We start from the raw sequence: 17,422 nt of genomic DNA, 5'->3' as shown, positions 1-17,422 counted from the left end.
GCTGCTTGAGGTGAGCCTGAGGAGCAGCCAGCGAGGGCTAAGCACATAATCACGCCGCTGGCTAAGGATATGGTGAGTTTCAAGAACATTACCTTTTCAAATATTAGCGAGGTAATTCCACGTCGGCAGTCACTTCGCTGATCGAATGAAATTTACCGTCTAAATGGAGTTGTCGAACCTATCGAACTAAAGCCCGGTTGTGTTTACCCCGTATTCTGCCTGTTCTGGGGTGAAGCCGTTGTAAAGCAACTGGTCGATCAGATCGCCTCGCGAGAATGAACTGAACTTCAGGTAACTCGCTGCTTTCTTGGCTGCCTGTTCGTTCCAGTCGACCGTCACGCGGTCCACTGCCCAGGTTGCATCTTCAGTCGAAAACTTGTTGTATTCCAGCTGGCCGATGAGGTCGGAGCGGGAGAAGGCACTGAATTTGAGGTAGCTCTCAGCTTTGCGGAGCGCGTTCTGCTGGCTGATAGTGCCCCTCTTGGCGGCCGCCTCAGCCTCGGCAGCAGCCTTGGCAGCCGCGGCGTCAGCATCCGCCTTTGCCTTGGCGGCCGCATCGGCTTCAGCTTTCGCTTTAGCCGCCGCCTCGGCTTGGGCCTTAGCGGCAGCATCCGCCTCCGCCTTTGCTTTCGCAGCAGCGTCAGCCTCAGCCTTCGCACTGGCTGAGGCTTTCGCTTCCGCCGCAGCGACGGCAGGATCCTTCGTGGGCGTTGGCGTTGCAGAGGCCGTCTGAGCTGCAGCGGCCACCTTCGGAGTGGAGGGAGCGGGCGCAGACGCAGGGGAAGACCCAGCCCGGGCTGAATTGACAACGATGCTCAGGAGAATGAGGACGCCGGTGACGATAAGGGCGACCTTCCGGTGCCTGTCGTAGCCCACCAGCGGAAGGCCCTGTTTGTCCCTCATTTTGTTGGTGAGAATCAGGATGAGGTCAATGAGAGCCCAAATACCAAAGCCACCGAGAGTAACCAGTTTCAGAATTCCAGTTCCCACTTTGCCCAGGTAGAAGCGGTCCACCCCGAAGACGCCAACGAGCAGTGAGAGCAGCCAGGCAGTTAGGAACGATTTGTTGCCTATCGGCGGCTGCCCATAGCCGTAGTTCGGGGGATAGGGGGCTGTGTAGGGTTGCTGGCTCATGAGAGTCCTTTCAGAGGACACCTGACCGACGTGCAATGCGAAGCGTGCGGGATGGGTGCGGTGATGGACGCAAGTGAGGGTAAGTCCGTTTTGAGTCCCATCCGCAAACGCGGACTGTCGCGCCAGCCGATAGATACAGCCATCTTCGCTTCCCCCAAGTAGCGTCGCGGGCTTAGATACCCGCAAATAGGAGGCTACTTTCTAAGGCTCAAGACTTGCTCAATGTTTTCGCAGGATCTCCGAAGCTGTTTCTTGGGAATCTTAATGATGGGAACGAAATTATCGCACTCACTTGGAATAGCAGCGCATTGTCAATCTCAGGCTTCAATATCGTTGGATGGCCGAGGGCGCTTCCAACTCAACGTTCAAATAAGAGTTGATATCAAATGAGGAACGAGTCAGCAAAATGAAGGGCAAATTCAAATAGAACGCTGCGCACTATGACCAGTACGACGGCGAACGCCGGGTGGATAGCTGCTGCGTGTCCAGAGCGGCCCAACGGGTCACTGCTCGATCAGCCCGTTCCTCACCGCGAACAGTGTGGCCCCCACCCGGTTGGTCGCACCGATCTTGGTGTAGATGTGCTCCACGTGGTTGCGGACGGTCTTGCGGGCGAGAAACAGGCTGCCGGCTATCTCGGCCGGAGTCATTCCGCGGCAGAGCATGCCGAGGATTTCCATTTCCCTGGGCGTGAGCCCAGCCGGAGCGGCTGGGCGGTGGTGGGGCTGCTGGCCGGCCGCCGTGAGCACGGCGTCCGCAGCCTCGCGGCTGATCCGGCCGGCTGAAACTTCCTGCCTCAGCCTGGCAGCCGCGTCGGCCGGCGCGAGCGCTGCCCGGTGCGGACGGGGCTCCAGGGAGGCGTGGTAGGAGTCCGCGGCCGCGAGAATCCGCTGCTTGATCCCCAACTCCGTTCCGCCAATCCCGCGCGGGTAGCCGGATCCGTCCAGCCGCTCATGGTGCAGGCCGGTCAGGGCCGCTTCGCCCTTCAGCCCGGGCACGCGGCTGAGGATCCGTTCCCCCAGGTACGGATGCATGTGGATGCGTTCCAGGTCCGCCCGGGTGAGGGGCTCCTTCTTGTCCCATACCTGGTTGGATACTCCCAGGCGGCCCAAGTCGTGAACCCATCCTGCACGGCGGAGCTCACTCACATCGTCGGCCGGCAGCCCGTGCTCCTCGCCTGCGGCGGCTGCGAGGGCAGCCACTGCGCGGGAGTGTCCGGCGGTGTAAGGGGATTTGAGGTCCGCGAAGTCACCGACCGCCCGCAGCACCGCATCCAGCTGGGGCCCGGACAGGGGAGCGTCGCTGGGAGCCAGGTCCAGGGCAGCCTGCCAGCAGTCGACGTCGAGCAGTCCTTCGGTGAGCGCCTCGGCCTGGTCGATGAACAGCCCGGCCAGGGCCGGATCGAACTGGGTGCCGCGGCGCGCCCGCACCATCGCCACCGCACCCGCCAGGCCCTCCTGGCGCAGGAACACCTCCGCCGTATCCGCCAAATGCATGATCCGCATTTCCAGCGGAATGGCGGGCCCCGCTACGCCCTCCGGCAGGCCCTTGCCGTCCCACCGCTCAAAGGTGTGTGCAAGCAGACCTGCCACGCCGCCGTCGAGCCCTACATTGCTGGCCAGCACCCCGGCGGAGATGCAGTGCGAGGCAATCATGTTCCGCACCGCAGCGCTGCCCGTTGCCGCGAAACGCGTCCAGTAGGCAACGCGGGCGAGAGGAGGCAGGCCCGCGCCGGCATGGCTGAACATGCCGGCGTACATGGGCAGTCCGTGCTGGTCGCGGTTGTAGTAATCGGCGCGGAAAGCGATGTCGTCCGTGAACAGCGCGGCCAGTTCGAAGGAATCCGCGTGGCAGCCGATCCACGCCACCTGGTTGGCGTAGTAGAGCCTGCTCTGACCGGCCGCATCAACTCCCGCCGCCTTAGCGATCCGCAACGCCAGCAGGCAGGACCGCAGCATGTGCTCCATCGGCTGCCCCAGGCCCAGGTCAATGGCGAGGGACAGCGCGGCCAGGACTTCACTGCGGCGCGGTCCAGCCGGTGACTGCTTCACACCTGCCATTCTAGGAAGCCATCACCGCGGGCAGTAGGGATCAGCCCGGCGTCATGCGGCCTGCTTCTTCCCTCCGCGGACGCCGGCGGGTTCCACGCCAGGACGGGCGGTGGACGGGAACCGCACGCCCACCCGGGCTCCGAACAGTCCACGTTGCGGAAGCCAGAAGTCCGCCAGGTGGTCCTGCACCTCCAGCGCCCCGGGCACGCCCGCGTCCTCACCGAGGATGGTGGCCTGGGAATCGGTGACCAGCCACAACTGCCGGGGCTGGGCCTGGAACGTCTGGCCGTTGGGCACCACGCCGGAGACCTTCATCCTGCCGGCGTTCAGCAGCGGCCCGGCGAAGGCTCCCATGGCGCGGAGCACGAGCTCGTTGCGCCACAGCGTTTCGGGCATCCGCATGGCCATGGCGGTCAGCATTGTGGTTGCCGCGGAGGTGCCCAGCTGCAGGTGCCAGTCAAGGACGCCCGGGACCGTGATTGCGGCGGTGAACGGCCCGCTCCAGTGGATGTCGACGTCGGTCTCCACCGTATGGTGGAAGGCTGCCCCGAAATAGCGGGCGCAGCTGAACTCGGGTGCGACGTTGGCGTAAAGGGTCCATTCCCCGACGGGCGTGCGGTGCCAGACGGAGCGGTAGCCGGGGCCAACGGAGCTCACCGGAAAGTCCCGGAATGCCAGGTAGTGGCCGCTGGTGAAAGGTAGCCCGAAGACGGCGTAGCCGGCGAAATGCTCCGCTTCGTCCTCGGGAAGTTCGGCGAGTTTCGGTGTTGCCTGTGCTGATGACTGCGGCTGGTAGGTGTTCATGGCCGCCTCCTTTTCTCCATGCCCTGAGCGTAGGACCGGGCCGCAGCAAGGGCATGGGGCAACTGCCCCATTTAGGACCGGCTTCTACGCGGCGTCGCTGGCTTCGAGCCACTCCAGGAACGTCTGGCGTCCGACGGCGGAACCCGGCGCCGGGATCAGGGCGCCTTTGCGCATGGCCTTGCCCATGGGGCCGGGGACGTGCAGTGGAACGATCCGTTTTTTCTGCCGCGTCCTGGCCAGGTAGGCCGAGACGAGGTCCTTCAGCCGTTCGGTCCGCGGGCCGCCGAGGTCCGGGATGCGGCCCTTCGGCCCCGCCTCCGCCGCGTCCACCAGGGCCGCGGCCACCTCCTGTGCCGCCACCGGCCGGGTGAACATCGTGGGCACGAAGACCAGCGGGCCCACCGAGGTGGCCCTGATGGACATCGGCACGAACTCGTGGAACTGGGTGGACCGGAGGAGGGTCCAGGGAACGCCGCCGTGCCTGACTTCGTCCTCCTGCACCAGCTTCCCGGCGTACAAGCCCGAATTGGCGTTGTCGATGCCCACAATGGACAGCGCCACATGGTGTTTCACGCCGGCCTTCTTCTCGGCCGCCAGCAGGTTCTGGGTGGCGTTGGTGAAGAAATCCACGGCTTTCTTGGTGGACATGGTTTGGATGCCGGCGACGTCGATGACTGCCTCGACATCTTGGAGTGCCTGGTCGAGGCCGCGCCCGCTGACCAGGTCCACCCCAGCGGTGCGGCTGATGCTGACCACATCGTGCCCGCGCTCTCTGGCGATGGCCACAACGTGGCGGCCCACTGTCCCGGTTCCCCCTGCAACGGCAATCCTCATGGAAGAAATCCTAGGCCGGGTCTACGACAAAACAGGTGCGTCCGGCGGCCCGGCGGTGTGGATTGATCTGGCGGCTTAGGCTTGGCCCTTCGCCAGCCCCATGAACATGGTGCGGTGCAGGATGTCCACGTGCTTCCGGGAGACCTCCACCGCTTCCTCAACCCTGCCGGCGCGGAGGGCTGCCACCAGCGCGATGTGGTCAAGGTTCGACTTGTGCAGCTTCTCGATGGGGTAGGGGATGAAGTAGTCGTACAGTTCGGCCAGGGTCTCGTGGTAAACCTCGACGGCGGTGTCCAGACATGATGCCGTCCGGAGCTGGCCAGGTCACTGGCCGACGCCGGCGCGCAGGTCCTGCTGGTCTGCTCGTCCTGGGTGCCGGGGGAGCACAGGTGCTGACGGTGGAGGTTTCGCTGGAGACGGTGGAACGGGTGCTGGAGTCGTTCCCGATGTTCCGGCAGCGGCGGCTGTAGGACGACTCCTACACCATCGAGCGAAGGAGTCCAGCCAAAGCGGGTACCTGAACAGTATGCGGGGCATCCCCCTGTATCAGGAAGGCGTGGATCTCGGACACGAGTTCTAGCGGGGTGACCAGGCGAATGGGCGCCCGGCCGGGAAGCGGGAACATGCCAGCACGCTCTACCGAAGGCAGGGCAAGGCGTCCCGTTGGTGAGTGCAGCACCACCCAACCTTCAACAACAAACCCGGGGTAGGCGGCACGAATTGCCTCAACGCCTGCTCCCAACCCAAAGGCTTTCAGCTCTCGTCCGTTTCGGAAAAGTCGTTTATTGTCCCACCAGTAGGCGCCGTCCGCCCACATTTTTGAGTCAATTAGAGCGATTCTGTTTCCGGCGATAACAGCATGATCCAGATCGGCATGTTCAGATCCAGGCCAATGTAGGCCGTTGATAAGTCTGGCAGCTGGGATTGCAGGAAGAACGGAATCAGTGATGAGCCGTGCAGTGCGCTTTTCGCCCTCAGCACCGATCTCCGCTTTGTCCCCAAAGCGCCCCACAGACAGTCCCCGACCAGGCGCACCATGCACGTTCCGGCCGATAAGTTCTTCAACCAGATAAGCGCTGGCAAGAACAGCAGGCGGTGCAGGCCGCTTCCTGGTTGTCCACCACTTTGGGAGCATGGCGAGCACAAACCAGAACCCGGCAGTCAGGACAGTAGCGAATAAACAGGCTGTCCAGGTCGAAAGCCAGTTGGGGTTTGTCTGGGAATTGCAGAAGTACCAGATCGTAGCGACCAGCGGCGGAAAGGTGAACACGCTGCCCAGGACTATAAAGACAGTTCGCCAAGTACGTGTCCAAGCAGGCGCAGGTCGCCGGATCTTCTCAGGTTTGCCCGACGGCGGTGTGAGCGGAGGGCGATACTCCACGTCCGGGCCTGTCCACGAAAGTCGCGAGGGCGGTTGCTCCATGTCAGCGAAGGCTGCCTCCGGTCTCCGCTGCGAGGAGTCCGAACGGGACCGCGTTTGTTCCTGTCGCGTCCCCTGGGTGTTCCCGCCACGATCGTGCCCGGAATTACTGCCATTCGGATTTCGGTCGTAAGCCTGCCTCCGGATCGGATCGGAGAGGACCTCGTAGGCTTCCTGAACGAGCCGAAATAGTCCTGTACTGCCGCCCATGTCCGGATGTGCTGTGCGGAGTCTGCGCTGGTAAGCCCTCTTTATTTCAGCAGCATCGGCCGTTTTCGATATCCCCAGCACCTCATAATGGGTAATGGCTGCCTGTGTCATGCGGACTATTCCTCTCGTTCCCCTGAGGCAGCCTACCCGCGGTTTTGCGTCTTTGCTTATAAGCCTTCTTTTACCAAAACTCAGTGGACCGAGATTCCCGGCTCGAGGACCTTTGTTTTCCCGAAGTCCCCTTTGAATGACAGTGGTACTTCTGAGGTTGTTCCTGACGTCTTTCATCGGGGAAGAAGATGCGTCGCTACCCGGCGACTGCTGCCTTTGCTGCCCGGCTCGCCTTCATCCACTCGGTCAGCCACGGCGCTCGGACAGAGGACGTGATGCGGCAGTCCGCCACGAACGTTCCCACCGCGCCGGCGTCGATCCAGTCCTGAAGCGCCGACAAGTCAGACAGCGACCGGATAATTGCCGACTCCGCGCCCAAAGCCCGGGCAAGCCCACTAAAATCCACCTCCGGAATCAGCATCGGCTTCTCGGTCAGGCCCAGGGAGCCGTACTGGTGGATCTCGGCCCCGTAGGCGGCATCGTTGTAGATCACAACGATCGCGCTGCGGGCCGCACCAATCAGCGATTCGAGGTCGGACAGGCCCATCAGGAAACCGCCGTCACCCGACGCCAATACCAAGGTGCGGTCGTCTTCCACCGCACGGGCGGCCCCGACGGCACTCGCCAAGCCCAGCCCGATCGATTGAAACGCCGTTCCCACCATTACCAGATCCTGCGGCCGCGGGATGTTCCAGTACATGGGCGCCCACCCGATGAAGTGCCCGCCGTCCTGCACAACCGTGCGGCGCTCCGGCAGCACGGCGTCCAGCGCGGTCGCCAGAGTGCGCGGGTCCAGCCGCCCGTCCACAGTCGAAACCGAACCGGCAGCATGACCCGGCCCACCAGCCAGACGCCGGGCAGCTTCAGCACGCCACGCCACCGCAGCAGCCTCACCATCGACCAGTGACAACAGCCGCGAAGCAGCAGCCTTCACGTCCGCCTGCACAAACAGATCCACACGCGCATGAGTCGGCTCCACCGCGGTGTCGATCTGAATAACCGTCGCATCCGGGCCCAGCAGGTGCCCGAACCGCATGGTGAACGGGCTCAGGCTCGCCCCGGCCACCAGGACCACGTCGGCCTCACACATGAGCCCGGCCGCTGTGTCGGTGCCGAAACCGCCGGCCACACCCAGGTACCCCTCGCCATTGAGGAGGTTGAGCGCGAGGGCGGTTCCGGCGGTCAGTGCGCCGAGCCGATCGGCGAGTCTGCGGAGCTCCGGCCCGGCTCCGGCGAGGTGCGCACCCCGGCCGGCCAAGATCAGCGGCCGCCTGGCACCGGCGAGCAGGCGGGCGACCTGCCCAAGGTCCGCGCCGCCGTCGTCCGTCACCTTCAAAGCTGCCGGCTCCGGAAGTTCCTCGTCCGCAGCCTCGAGTGCGGCGAGGTCGTAGGGGATGGCGAGCACGACGGCGGTGCGCCGGGTGAGTGCGTACTCCACCGCCTGCCGGGTGACGGCGCCCGCGGCGTCGCGGGTGACGGTGAAGGTGGCCGCGCCGAGGCCGGCGGCGATGACCGCCTGGTCCACGTCCCAGGGCCGGGCGCCGCTGGTGGGCGCGTCGCCGGTGACCAGCACGACGGGGATCTGCGCCTGGACCGCCTCGGCGAGGGCGGTGAGCGCGTTGGTGTAGCCGGGGCCGTAGGTGGTGGTGCCCGCGGCGAGCCGTCCCGATGCCCGGTAGTAGGCGTCGGCCGCGGCGATGGCGGCGCCCTCATGCCGCACGGCAGTGAAGCGCAGGCCCTGCTGTTCCGCCGCGTCCAGGAAGTAGACGTTGCCGTTGCCCATGACGCCGAAGACGTCGCTGACATAGCTGCTGAGAACCTGCGCCACACGGCCGGAAACGGTAAGTGAAGTCATGCACGAATCCTGTGACGCAGACCTCAGATGAGCAAGAGGCGCGTTTGCGGCTGGGATTTTTGGCAGCGGAAGGAAGGAGGAGTGACAAATCGCCCAGCTGTGGTGCCTATCGCGCCTCCCGCTCGACGAGGTTCCAGAGTGTCTCCGGTTCGCCCCTGAAGCTGCCCCTCGGACCCCATCGCAAAGATCCTGTCGAAATCGCGGGCGCGAACAGACTGGAGCGATCACTTGGTGGATGCGGGTGCCGACGCCCTCGGCGGAACGTCGCACGTATGACTCGCCCTGAAAGATCGCATTGCCGAAGCGGGTGCGGATGTGGCGGGTCCCTCGGCTGGGAGGACGTCGGTGGCCCTAGTCATCCGCCAGAGCTGGGCCGTGCAGCGACTGCCGGTTTTATCGCCGGGGCCCACGCGTCGGTCGAGTGGGTGCAACGGTTACCACTCGTCGTCATCCTTCGGCCGGTTCCCCTGGGCATACTCAAGGGCCAGCGCGACGTATCGAGCATCATCTGCTGACACTTCTGCTGCGTCTAACGATGCAAGCGCACTCAGCAAGGCTTCTTCGGTACCGTATAGCTCGACGAGGGTTTCCCAGTTGAGCTTCAGTGTCCGCCTGATGGCCCTATTTCCCATTGATTGTCCGATGGACTCAGAGCAGGCTTTTCTGATCATTGAAACGGTAAAAAATGTTTCCAGCCTATTGGCCAGCGATATTGGCTCACGTCCAAGCCGTTTAGGTAGGTAAAGAAGGCGTAGCAGTTGGTCTTCGCGCGCAAGTTCGGCCGATGTGGCCATTTCTACTTGGTCGGCAAGACCTGCGAAAAGGTGACTTTCCAATGCCTCGGAGATTAGCCTCTTGTCATCGCCTTGGTCGGGCACAAGAACGTGCAGAAGTTCGAACTTGGATGAAAGGGTGCTTAGTTGCGGCATGACCATCTTGGTCACGCTTTCTCTCTCATCTTCTGTTCCGACGTCGGATAGAATTCGATAGCAAAGGCTTCCAACAACCATGCGGGCGCCGAAGTCGAACATCCCTCTTGGTCGTTCAGGTATATCCGGAAGTATGTTAAGGATCGAAACCAGAAAGATCACTTTTCCATCCTTTGGAATCTCCGTGAATGATCTAAAGGCCGTTATGACGTCTTCCAGCTCTCCTGTATCCAGACCTCGTAGGTAGGCTTCAAACCTGGTAGCGTCCGTTACGAGTTTGAGAGCCTTCTCGGCGTGGTCGAAAGCGGCAAGCTTTTTGGAGCCAACGCGGTCGAGATACAGCTCAAGGATGTCTGGATGCGCCACAACGCGCTTCCGAAGCCAAATGTCCTGCCAGTCCGACCCATAGTGACTCTCTCCCAGATGGCGGCGACCGGCGGGAAATAGCCGCCTGATTATGGATTCGCCCAAGTCGCGCTGGTCTCCACATGCGGTAAGAAAGTCCTCTATGTCCTTTTTCGCGACAGGCGAGTCACTGTTGCCCATGCTGTACAAAGAGACCGTTTGGGTAAGACTGGACCTTATCTGTGATATTCCGCCGATCAGATCAGGCCTAAAAGTTCTGACGGCCTCTAAAGCCAGTACGTCCCCAAGCTCAATTCTTTCTTTTAGGGTCGCGACTGCCAACTGTGCGGATGAGCAGTACCTTTTTACATCGCGCATGTTTCCGACGAGAGGCAAAACAATTTCCGCGAAAGTATCTGGCCATCGATTCGCATCGAACAACGTCACATCGCCGACAGAATCCACCATCTCCTGAAGCGACCGACTGAGTTCCCGGTTTATAGCTCCCTGCGGTACGACGGGCAGGTCGATGGTGGTTTGAACGATCTTCTCCAAGTACGCTCGACCATCAATGCCAGCGGTAGTTAGTGCAGTCTCCACCCGCGTACGGTCATAGACCAGGACGTAGACAATATTGGGAAGGTTGGCAGTGAGCCGGACCAGCTTGAAGATGTCCCGGATCTCTTCCTGAGTGAGTCGGTCGATGTCGTCGATAAAGACCAAAAGCGGTTCTTTGAGGTCAATAAGGGCTTGGGCTAGCTGAGCCTTTTGCTCAACTACGCTCTTCTTTGCGTTATCGCGGATTTTCTTAGTAGCACCTGTGAGCGCCTTCCACTGCGTGAACATCCATCCCACTCCTGGAACCCACGCGAACGGGGTAAGGAGTGAGCTGTAGTTATCGATTGCATCAATGACTTTGTCGAGTTTGGCGTTGCTCCTGAGACGGAGCTGTGCAGCGAGCTCACGGAAGAAGGTGTCGACGAGTTGCGTTGTCCCCGAAAACATCCACGGGTTGAAGTCAAGGATGACGCGTTGGTCCCTAAACAGCGGACGAACCAAGTTCACTAGTGATGTCTTCCCTGAACCCCAAGCACCCGTAAGTGCTACGACGTGTCCCTCACGAGCTGGCAGCAAGTTCAAGAGATTGTGTAGCTCCTCGGCGAGGCTGGCCCTGCCAAAGAGGTCCTCGTCCGGACTCTCAATCGGGTTATCTCCGCGAGTCATGTTTACCTTTACAAAAAGCAACGAATACGTTGTCACGGACTCTACCTGCGGCGAGCAGTTTCGAACGCCAACAAAGCCAATCATTGTTCGTCGCAGACGCTAGGGTCTACGGCATGGCTATTGATTGGGGAGCACGCGGGCTTCGAGCAACGGCAGTCGTAGTTTTGGCCGCCCCTGCGTTCTGCATCGCTCGCGCTTAGGCCGAAGGACTCGCCTCCTCCTTCGACAGCCGGCTGATCAGCCCGTCGTACCGGGGCGGCATGAGTTCCAGGATGGAGATGGCCGTGCTGGTCCGCTCGATTCCCTCGATCTCCAGGATCTCGTTGGTGATGCGGTAGAGGCCGGCGGTGCCGCGGGCCACCACCTTGGCCATGTAGTCCGCGTCGCCGGTGGTGGCGTGCACCGGTGTAACTGTCGCGACTCCGGTCGCCCGCGAGACGAGGAACTTGAGACCTCTCACCCGTGAGACCCTCCCACTCACTCGAATTCTGGGCCGCTACATGACGAAGGACTCCGGTTTGGGCGAACGCGGCTTCATGCGTCCTGACCGACAGGATGTCCGTGCTTGTCGAGCGCAGCCCGCCACCGAGCCTTGCGCAGAGCTGTCCACGCAGGCTCGATGTCAATGGCGAATGCCAAGCAACCATCCACGTAGTTGATCATTGACAGGGCTGAATCAAAATGTCGAGCGCTTGCGTGGGCTGCTGGACCGAAACGCTCCACACAGCGAATGTGGTTGTCTACGCGACGTCGAAATTCGGGCAAAAGTCTTACGGCATCCGGGGTCAACATGAGCCCAAGTACAATCTGCCGGGCTCCAGGAGTAACAATGCGTGTCTTCCCTTTGTGTACCTCGAATCCGGAAAGCGAGATCGCACGTTCTATCTGAAGAATGAGTTTGGATACTTCTGGGCGGGATAGGCTCTCGGAGGACGAGAATGTGAGGTCGTCTGAGTACCTGGTGTATGTTAGCCCGCTTTCTTCCGCAATAAAGGTCAGCCGCGTGTCAAGGTGAAATGCAATTGTGTTTGCCAAGGCACCGCTGGTTGGGGCGCCTTGTGGAAGCACCCCCCGGTAAGAGGCTCCGTAAGCGTCTACACCTCGACCGGCGAGCCAAGGTTTCGGCTCGCCGCCAGACGCGATCGGCTTCGTGCAGAGTCTTGCCATTTCGAGTGCGAGCAGTGCGGGATATCCGAGGTGTCTAAGCACTCCGTAAACCCGCGACTCTTCGATGCTTCCAAAGAAGTTATGCAGGTCCATTTTCAACAACCAGCTAGCACCTACATGTAGTTCAGCGCAATGCTTTATCGATCGGCCAGTTCGATAAGCGAATGCCGCATCGTGGAACTGTAGCCCGGTCAGGACGTTTGACAGCATCCAGCGCTGAACATGCATGAGGCTGGGATTGGGTGCGGAGATTTCCCTGAAAGAGCCGTCCCGCTTGCGCCGCCGGATCGAAGAGTACTCATTTAAACGTCGTTCAACAATGGATCTTAGGTACCCCCATTCAGTACCGGTCTCTCGAGCAAGGTGACGCAATGTGAAAAGCGGGTACGCGTTGTTCGCGGCAATTACCCGTTGATAGGCAGCTGCTCGACGAAGCACGTGGACGTCGCGGCCGAGTGCGAGGCCTTCAGCTATGTAGCGATGAGGAGATGGCAAAATTCGGGCCTACTCTGATAGGAGATCCCGGAGGGATCCACGGGCAGGAAGAGCCCGAAGGCCCACGCAGGGCGGCCTGTCCGTGCTTGCACGCGTTGCGCGAGCTAGTCCGAATGCGCCGGCTATCCCGGGCACCAAGGTTCGAACACGAACCTCTTGAGCAATTTGGCTCAACGAGTCACGACGACGCCGCAACTTCATTTCTAGGCCACCTTCTACCATCTCCTCACCTCAGTGATTCAGGATAGTAGGGCCCCGGGTTCACCGGAGCTGGCCGCTGCGCGACACGCCGAGCTTTGCGTTTCCCGGCGGTCAACTCTGCGATTCCGGGTTGAGTAAGGCTGTGACTGTCCGTGATCCAACCTTGAGACACCATGTAGTCCAGAAGAGCCGAAACCTCAGCCTGGGTAAGATCCAGTGCAAGCTCCAAAAGGGAAGCACGCTCGGGTGAAGCCCTTAGGAGCGCCAGTGCAGCGAGGATGTCGCGATTGCTTTCCCGCTGTTGTTTGTGGATGCTAATGGAAAGGCGCTCTTGGCGAACCGCCGCCACCACATCATCATGAGCAACTCCTGCCTCTGAGGAGTCGAGAAGTTCACCAATTACTCCAGTTGGGACTAATCGCCCACCTTTTCCTTCGAATAGAGGTGCCCAATCGGGACCTGTCTGTCGGAAGACTTTGGGGACGGTATTTGGTACCCGGTCCTGAAACCCGAAGAGGCTGGCTTGTCCCCCATAACCAAGAACCTCGGATCCTCGCCCATACTGGCGGCAAAGAGAGATCGCCTCCGAGATGTCGTTTGTAGGCCAAGGCAAACTTCGGATGGTTGGTGCACGTCGAACGAACCGAAGGGAGTCTAACGCCGCTAAGTGAGAAAGAGCCTTTTCCCCTTCTCTGGAAACGGCGTATGCGACGACCTTTAGCTGAAACCAGTGAAACGATCGCCAGCTTTTTAGCGTGGGGTTTCGAAGTAAAGCCTGCACATACTTCGCAATCTGTGAACCTGTCTCAATTGTGTCGGTGACCACTATAATTGTGCGTAACTTTTTGTTGCGGAGTACTGAAAGTTGGGCTGTCGCCGGAAGCACACCCCTACCCTGAACATCTCTTAGTAGATGGCCGATAAGGCCCTCGCTACCAGGCATTGAAGGGATATTCATGCCTGGCTCAAAGTTTCCGAACGCGACCAACGGTTCGCCTTGATGTAGGTGGTTTGCCCTGCGGACATCGCCGGAATCCATTGCAGGAATTACCCAGACAGCACCAGCTTTCTGTGCCTCGCTTATCTCAGTCCTGAGAAGGTCTAGAAGGCGGGCACGTGCGGAAGTCCAGCTGTCAAGCGCGAACGCGTCGAGCAGTTTCCGTGCGAGTTGGCGATCTTCGCGCGCGAAATTCTCAAGCCACATGCCTCCAACTTCGGTGTCAGACAAAGTCATGTTTCCCCCCAAGCCATCTACCTAGTTCGCCGCGTTTCGTCCATTCTGACAGGCTTGAGAACATCAAGTGCTGCTCTTGCCGTTCTTCACAGCGGGTCTATTCCGTCACCCGGGACTCCTCCTTGGATAGCCGGCTGATCAGCCCGTCGTACCGGGGCGGCATGAGTTCAAGGATGGAGATGGCCGTGCTGGTCCGCTCGATCCCGTCGATCTCGAGAATCTCGTTGGTGATGCGGTAGAGGTCGGTGGTGCCGCGGGCCACCACCTTGGCCATGAGGTCCGCGTCGCCGGTGGTGGCGTGCACCTCGATGACCTCCGGGATCGCGGCGAGCCCGTTCTCCACCGAGCCGGTCCGCGTCTGGCTGATGGACAGCGAGAGGAAGGCCATCAGCTCGTAGCCGAGTGCTGCGGGGTCCAGTCTTCGGCTGAAGGAGCGGAGCGCGCCGCTTCGCTCCAGCCTCGCCAGCCGGGCGTGGACGGTGTTGCGGGCGACGCCGAGTGTCCGGGAGAGTGCCAGGGCGCTGGCTTCGGGGTCCTTGTCGAGGGCGAGGATGATCCTGCCGTCGAGCGAGTCGAGGGTGCGGGTGTTCGCGATGGTCATATTTTCACCACAAGTAGTAGAAGTTGAGCAGAAGTCCCAAGCATGGAAGCGTACCTTGCAATGTGGCCCGGGTCACTTCCATGATCGGACGTCATGAGCCCTGATCAACTCCTGGCCCTCCCAGCAACAAAGCTGCCCACCCTCCGCAGCGCCGTCTCCGGACTTCCCGCCTACGTCCCCGGCCGGCGCAGCGCCGGTGCGGACATCGCCGCCCTCGCCAGCAATGAAAGTCACTACGAGCCGCTGCCCGCAGCCACCGCCGCGGTGGTCGAAGCGGCCGGCAGGATGAACCGCTACCCGGACATGGCCGCCGTCGAACTCCGCGAACGGCTCGCCCGGCACCTGGGCGTCACCGTGGAGGAGGTGGCGGTGGGGCCCGGCAGCGTGGGCGTCCTGCAGCAGATCATCACCGGCCTGTGCGACGCCGGGGACGAGGTAGTCTTCGCGTGGCGCTCCTTCGAGGCGTACCCCATCCTGGTGGAGCTGGCAGGCGCCCGGCAGGTCCGGGTCCCGCTGGACGACGCGGAGGGCCACGACCTCGACGCGATGGCCGCCGCCGTCACCTGCCGCACCAAGGTCATCCTGCTCTGCACGCCCAACAACCCCACCGGCGTGCCGATCGGCCACGACCGGCTCGAGGCCTTCCTGCAGTCCGTCCGCCCCGACGTCCTGGTGGTGATCGACGAGGCCTACGTGGAATACGCCGACGCCGGCAGCGGCCCCGATTCCCTGGCGCTCTACCGCCGGTACCCGAACGTCTGCATCCTGCGCACCTTCTCCAAGGCCTACGGGCTCGCCGGCCTGCGCGTTGGATACGCCATTACGACGGCGACAATCGCCGAAGGTCTGCGGCGCACCGCCCTGCCGTTCGCCGTGAGCGCGCTGGCGCAGCAGGCGGCCATTGCGTCGCTGGACGCGGGGGAGGAGATGGCAGCCCGGGTTTCTTTCGTGAAGCGGGAGCGCGCCCGGATGGCCGCGGAGCTGGAAGCCCAGGGCTGGACGCTGCAGCCGAGCCAGGGCAACTTCCTGTGGATCCGCGCCGGTGACCAGCTGCTGGCGACGCTGGTGGACGCGTTCGACGCTGCCGGCATCCTGGTTCGCGCGTACCCGGGCGACGGCGTCCGCGTCACCGTGGCCGACCCCGGCTCCAACAACCGCGTGCTCCGGCTCCTCGCAGCCTACGCATCCCTTACCACTTCCTGATCCTTTTCTCCTTCCGTTCGACCGACAAGTAAGAGGAATCCCCATGGAACAACAGACAAAGCCGTCTGCCCGCCCACTCGGCGCGGCCCTCAAACCCCGCCAGCTCACCATGATGGGGCTGGGCAGCGCCATCGGCGCCGGCCTGTTCATAGGATCCGGCGCCGGCATCCAGGCCGCCGGCCCGGCGGTGCTGATCTCCTACCTCGTGGCCGGCACGCTCATCATCCTGGTGATGTGGGCCCTCGGCGAGATGGCGGCCGCCAACCCGGACAGCGGCGCCTTCTCGGTCTACACCGCCAAGGCCTACGGGCCGGTGGCCGGCGCAACCGTCGGTTGGCTCTGGTGGATCCAGCTCGTGGTGGTCATCGCGGCTGAAGCGCTCGGTGCGGCGGGCCTGCTCGCGACGATCTTCCCGGCCCTGCCGGTATGGCTGATGGCGTTGGTGTTCATCGTGGTGCTCACGGCCGTGAACCTGACAAGCGTGAAGAACTTCGGCGAGTTCGAGTTCTGGTTTGCCCTGCTGAAGGTGGCGGCGATCGTCGGGTTCCTGCTGGTGGGTGCAGCCCTGCTCTTCGGTTTGGTTCCAGGGGTGCAGTCGCCGGGCCTGGGCAACTTCATGGGGGAAGGGTTCGCGCCGGGCGGCTTCGGCGGGATTGCGACGGCGCTGTTCGTGGTGGCGTTCGCGTTCGGCGGCACGGAGATTGTCTCCGTGGCGGCAGCCGAGACCGCAGAGCCTGCCCGCAGCGTGAAGAAAGTTGTCCGGACCGTGCTGTGGCGCATCCTGGTGTTCTACATCGGCGCCATCTTCGTGATCGCGGCGGTTGTTCCCGTCGGTTCTGAGGGGCTGAAGAGCCCGTTCGCCGCCGTGCTCGAGGCCGCCGGCATGCCCGGCGCAGCCACGGCCATCACCCTGGTGGCCGTCGCGGCACTGCTGTCCGCGCTCAATGCCAACCTCTACGGTGCCTCCCGGATGGCGTACTCTCTTGCAGAGCGAGGTGAAGCACCGAGGTGGCTTGCTTCCGTGTCCAAGGCCCGGGTGCCGGTGGCCGCGGTCCTGGCCAGTGTCGCCTTCGGCGTTGTGACGGTGGTGCTGGAGCTGATGTTCCCCGAGATGGTCCTTGGCGTCCTGCTCAATATCGTGGGATCGACCTGCCTGCTGGTGTGGACGTCTGCGCTCCTGGCGCAGCTTGCCCTACGGCTCCGCGCTGACCGGGAGGGGACGGCGCTTCCACTCCGGATGCCTGGCTTCCCGTGGCTCACGGTTGTTGGACTGGTCATCCTCGCGGCGATCTTGACGGTGGGCTTCATCGGCGCGAATTCCCGCCCGCAGCTCCTGAGTACGTTCGGACTGGTGGCCCTACTGGCGGTGGGGTGCTGGGTAAACCAGCGGAAGCGGGATACTGCGCCCGCTTCCGAATCTGCCGACAGGGCCAAATCGCCGGTACTCGTCGACTGAATCAGATGGGCCACCCGACGGGCGCGTCCGGTTTTGGCCGGGCGCGTCATTCTACAGTTGTGAAAGGTAGGCACGCTGATTGCCCGGAATTGCGGCCTGCCACGGACGTGCACTATTGCCCACCGAAGCTCCGCCCGGTCTGGGGGCG

The 17,422-nt window shown here is 62.3% G+C and carries 14 protein-coding genes; 3 read left to right on the top strand and 11 right to left on the bottom strand.

From position 1 onward, the window contains the following. Positions 1-186: 186 nt before the first annotated feature. The 4 genes from AC2JAJ_RS02540 to AC2JAJ_RS02525 all read right to left on the bottom strand — a co-directional run bounded on the left by AC2JAJ_RS02540 (position 187) and on the right by AC2JAJ_RS02525 (position 4,823). Positions 187-1,134, bottom strand: a complete 948-nt coding sequence (locus tag AC2JAJ_RS02540; protein WP_486414390.1) for an Ltp family lipoprotein — start codon at positions 1,132-1,134, stop codon at positions 187-189. A gap of 503 nt (positions 1,135-1,637) precedes the next feature. Continuing rightward, positions 1,638-3,185: an HD domain-containing phosphohydrolase gene (locus tag AC2JAJ_RS02535; protein ID WP_486414391.1), complete on the bottom strand. Its 1,548-nt coding sequence runs from the start codon at positions 3,183-3,185 to the stop codon at positions 1,638-1,640. 51 nt (positions 3,186-3,236) lie between these two features. Continuing rightward, positions 3,237-3,989, bottom strand: coding sequence for a hypothetical protein (locus tag AC2JAJ_RS02530; RefSeq protein ID WP_486414392.1), 753 nt, complete (start codon positions 3,987-3,989; stop codon positions 3,237-3,239). A gap of 84 nt (positions 3,990-4,073) precedes the next feature. After that, complete coding sequence (locus AC2JAJ_RS02525) at positions 4,074-4,823, bottom strand: SDR family oxidoreductase (RefSeq protein WP_486414393.1); 750 nt, start codon at positions 4,821-4,823, stop codon at positions 4,074-4,076. A 299-nt stretch (positions 4,824-5,122) separates the two neighbouring features. Here AC2JAJ_RS02525 and AC2JAJ_RS02520 point away from each other — a divergent pair, with 299 nt between their 5' ends. Then, positions 5,123-5,293 (top strand): hypothetical protein, encoded by a 171-nt coding sequence (locus tag AC2JAJ_RS02520; RefSeq protein WP_486414394.1) that lies wholly within the window; start codon positions 5,123-5,125, stop codon positions 5,291-5,293. Positions 5,294-5,301: 8 nt separating this feature from the next. Here the strand turns inward: AC2JAJ_RS02520 and AC2JAJ_RS02515 are convergent, their stop codons facing one another. The 7 genes from AC2JAJ_RS02515 to AC2JAJ_RS02485 form a co-directional block, all read right to left on the bottom strand. Next, entirely contained in the window at positions 5,302-6,564 is a 1,263-nt protein-coding gene (locus AC2JAJ_RS02515; RefSeq protein WP_501053341.1) for a DnaJ domain-containing protein, read from the bottom strand. Positions 6,565-6,760: 196 nt separating this feature from the next. Further along, positions 6,761-8,419: a thiamine pyrophosphate-binding protein gene (locus AC2JAJ_RS02510; protein ID WP_486414395.1), complete on the bottom strand. Its 1,659-nt coding sequence runs from the start codon at positions 8,417-8,419 to the stop codon at positions 6,761-6,763. A gap of 434 nt (positions 8,420-8,853) precedes the next feature. Continuing rightward, on the bottom strand, positions 8,854-10,953 hold the full coding sequence (locus tag AC2JAJ_RS02505; protein WP_486414396.1) for a KAP family P-loop NTPase fold protein: 2,100 nt from the start codon (positions 10,951-10,953) through the stop codon (positions 8,854-8,856). 160 nt (positions 10,954-11,113) lie between these two features. Further along, a complete protein-coding gene (locus tag AC2JAJ_RS02500) occupies positions 11,114-11,377 on the bottom strand; it encodes an Lrp/AsnC ligand binding domain-containing protein (protein ID WP_486414397.1) in 264 nt (87 codons plus the stop codon). 74 nt (positions 11,378-11,451) lie between these two features. Beyond that, positions 11,452-12,522 (bottom strand): reverse transcriptase family protein, encoded by a 1,071-nt coding sequence (locus AC2JAJ_RS02495; RefSeq protein ID WP_486414398.1) that lies wholly within the window; start codon positions 12,520-12,522, stop codon positions 11,452-11,454. Between the two features lie 283 nt (positions 12,523-12,805). Next, positions 12,806-14,014, bottom strand: a complete 1,209-nt coding sequence (locus AC2JAJ_RS02490) for a phosphoribosyltransferase-like protein (protein ID WP_486414399.1) — start codon at positions 14,012-14,014, stop codon at positions 12,806-12,808. 97 nt (positions 14,015-14,111) lie between these two features. After that, a complete protein-coding gene (locus AC2JAJ_RS02485) occupies positions 14,112-14,615 on the bottom strand; it encodes an Lrp/AsnC family transcriptional regulator (RefSeq protein ID WP_486414400.1) in 504 nt (167 codons plus the stop codon). Between the two features lie 93 nt (positions 14,616-14,708). Between AC2JAJ_RS02485 and hisC the strand changes: the two genes are divergently transcribed. Together hisC and AC2JAJ_RS02475 are read left to right on the top strand one after the other, a co-directional pair. Further along, positions 14,709-15,818: a histidinol-phosphate transaminase gene (gene hisC / locus AC2JAJ_RS02480; protein ID WP_486414401.1), complete on the top strand. Its 1,110-nt coding sequence runs from the start codon at positions 14,709-14,711 to the stop codon at positions 15,816-15,818. 43 nt (positions 15,819-15,861) lie between these two features. Continuing rightward, entirely contained in the window at positions 15,862-17,274 is a 1,413-nt protein-coding gene (locus tag AC2JAJ_RS02475; protein ID WP_486414402.1) for an amino acid permease, read from the top strand. Positions 17,275-17,422: the final 148 nt, after the last annotated feature.

Source organism: Arthrobacter sp. MOO21 (assembly GCF_057369995.2).
The sequence above is the reverse complement of the archived record's forward strand: the minus strand, read 5'-3'. Positions and strand labels throughout refer to the sequence as shown.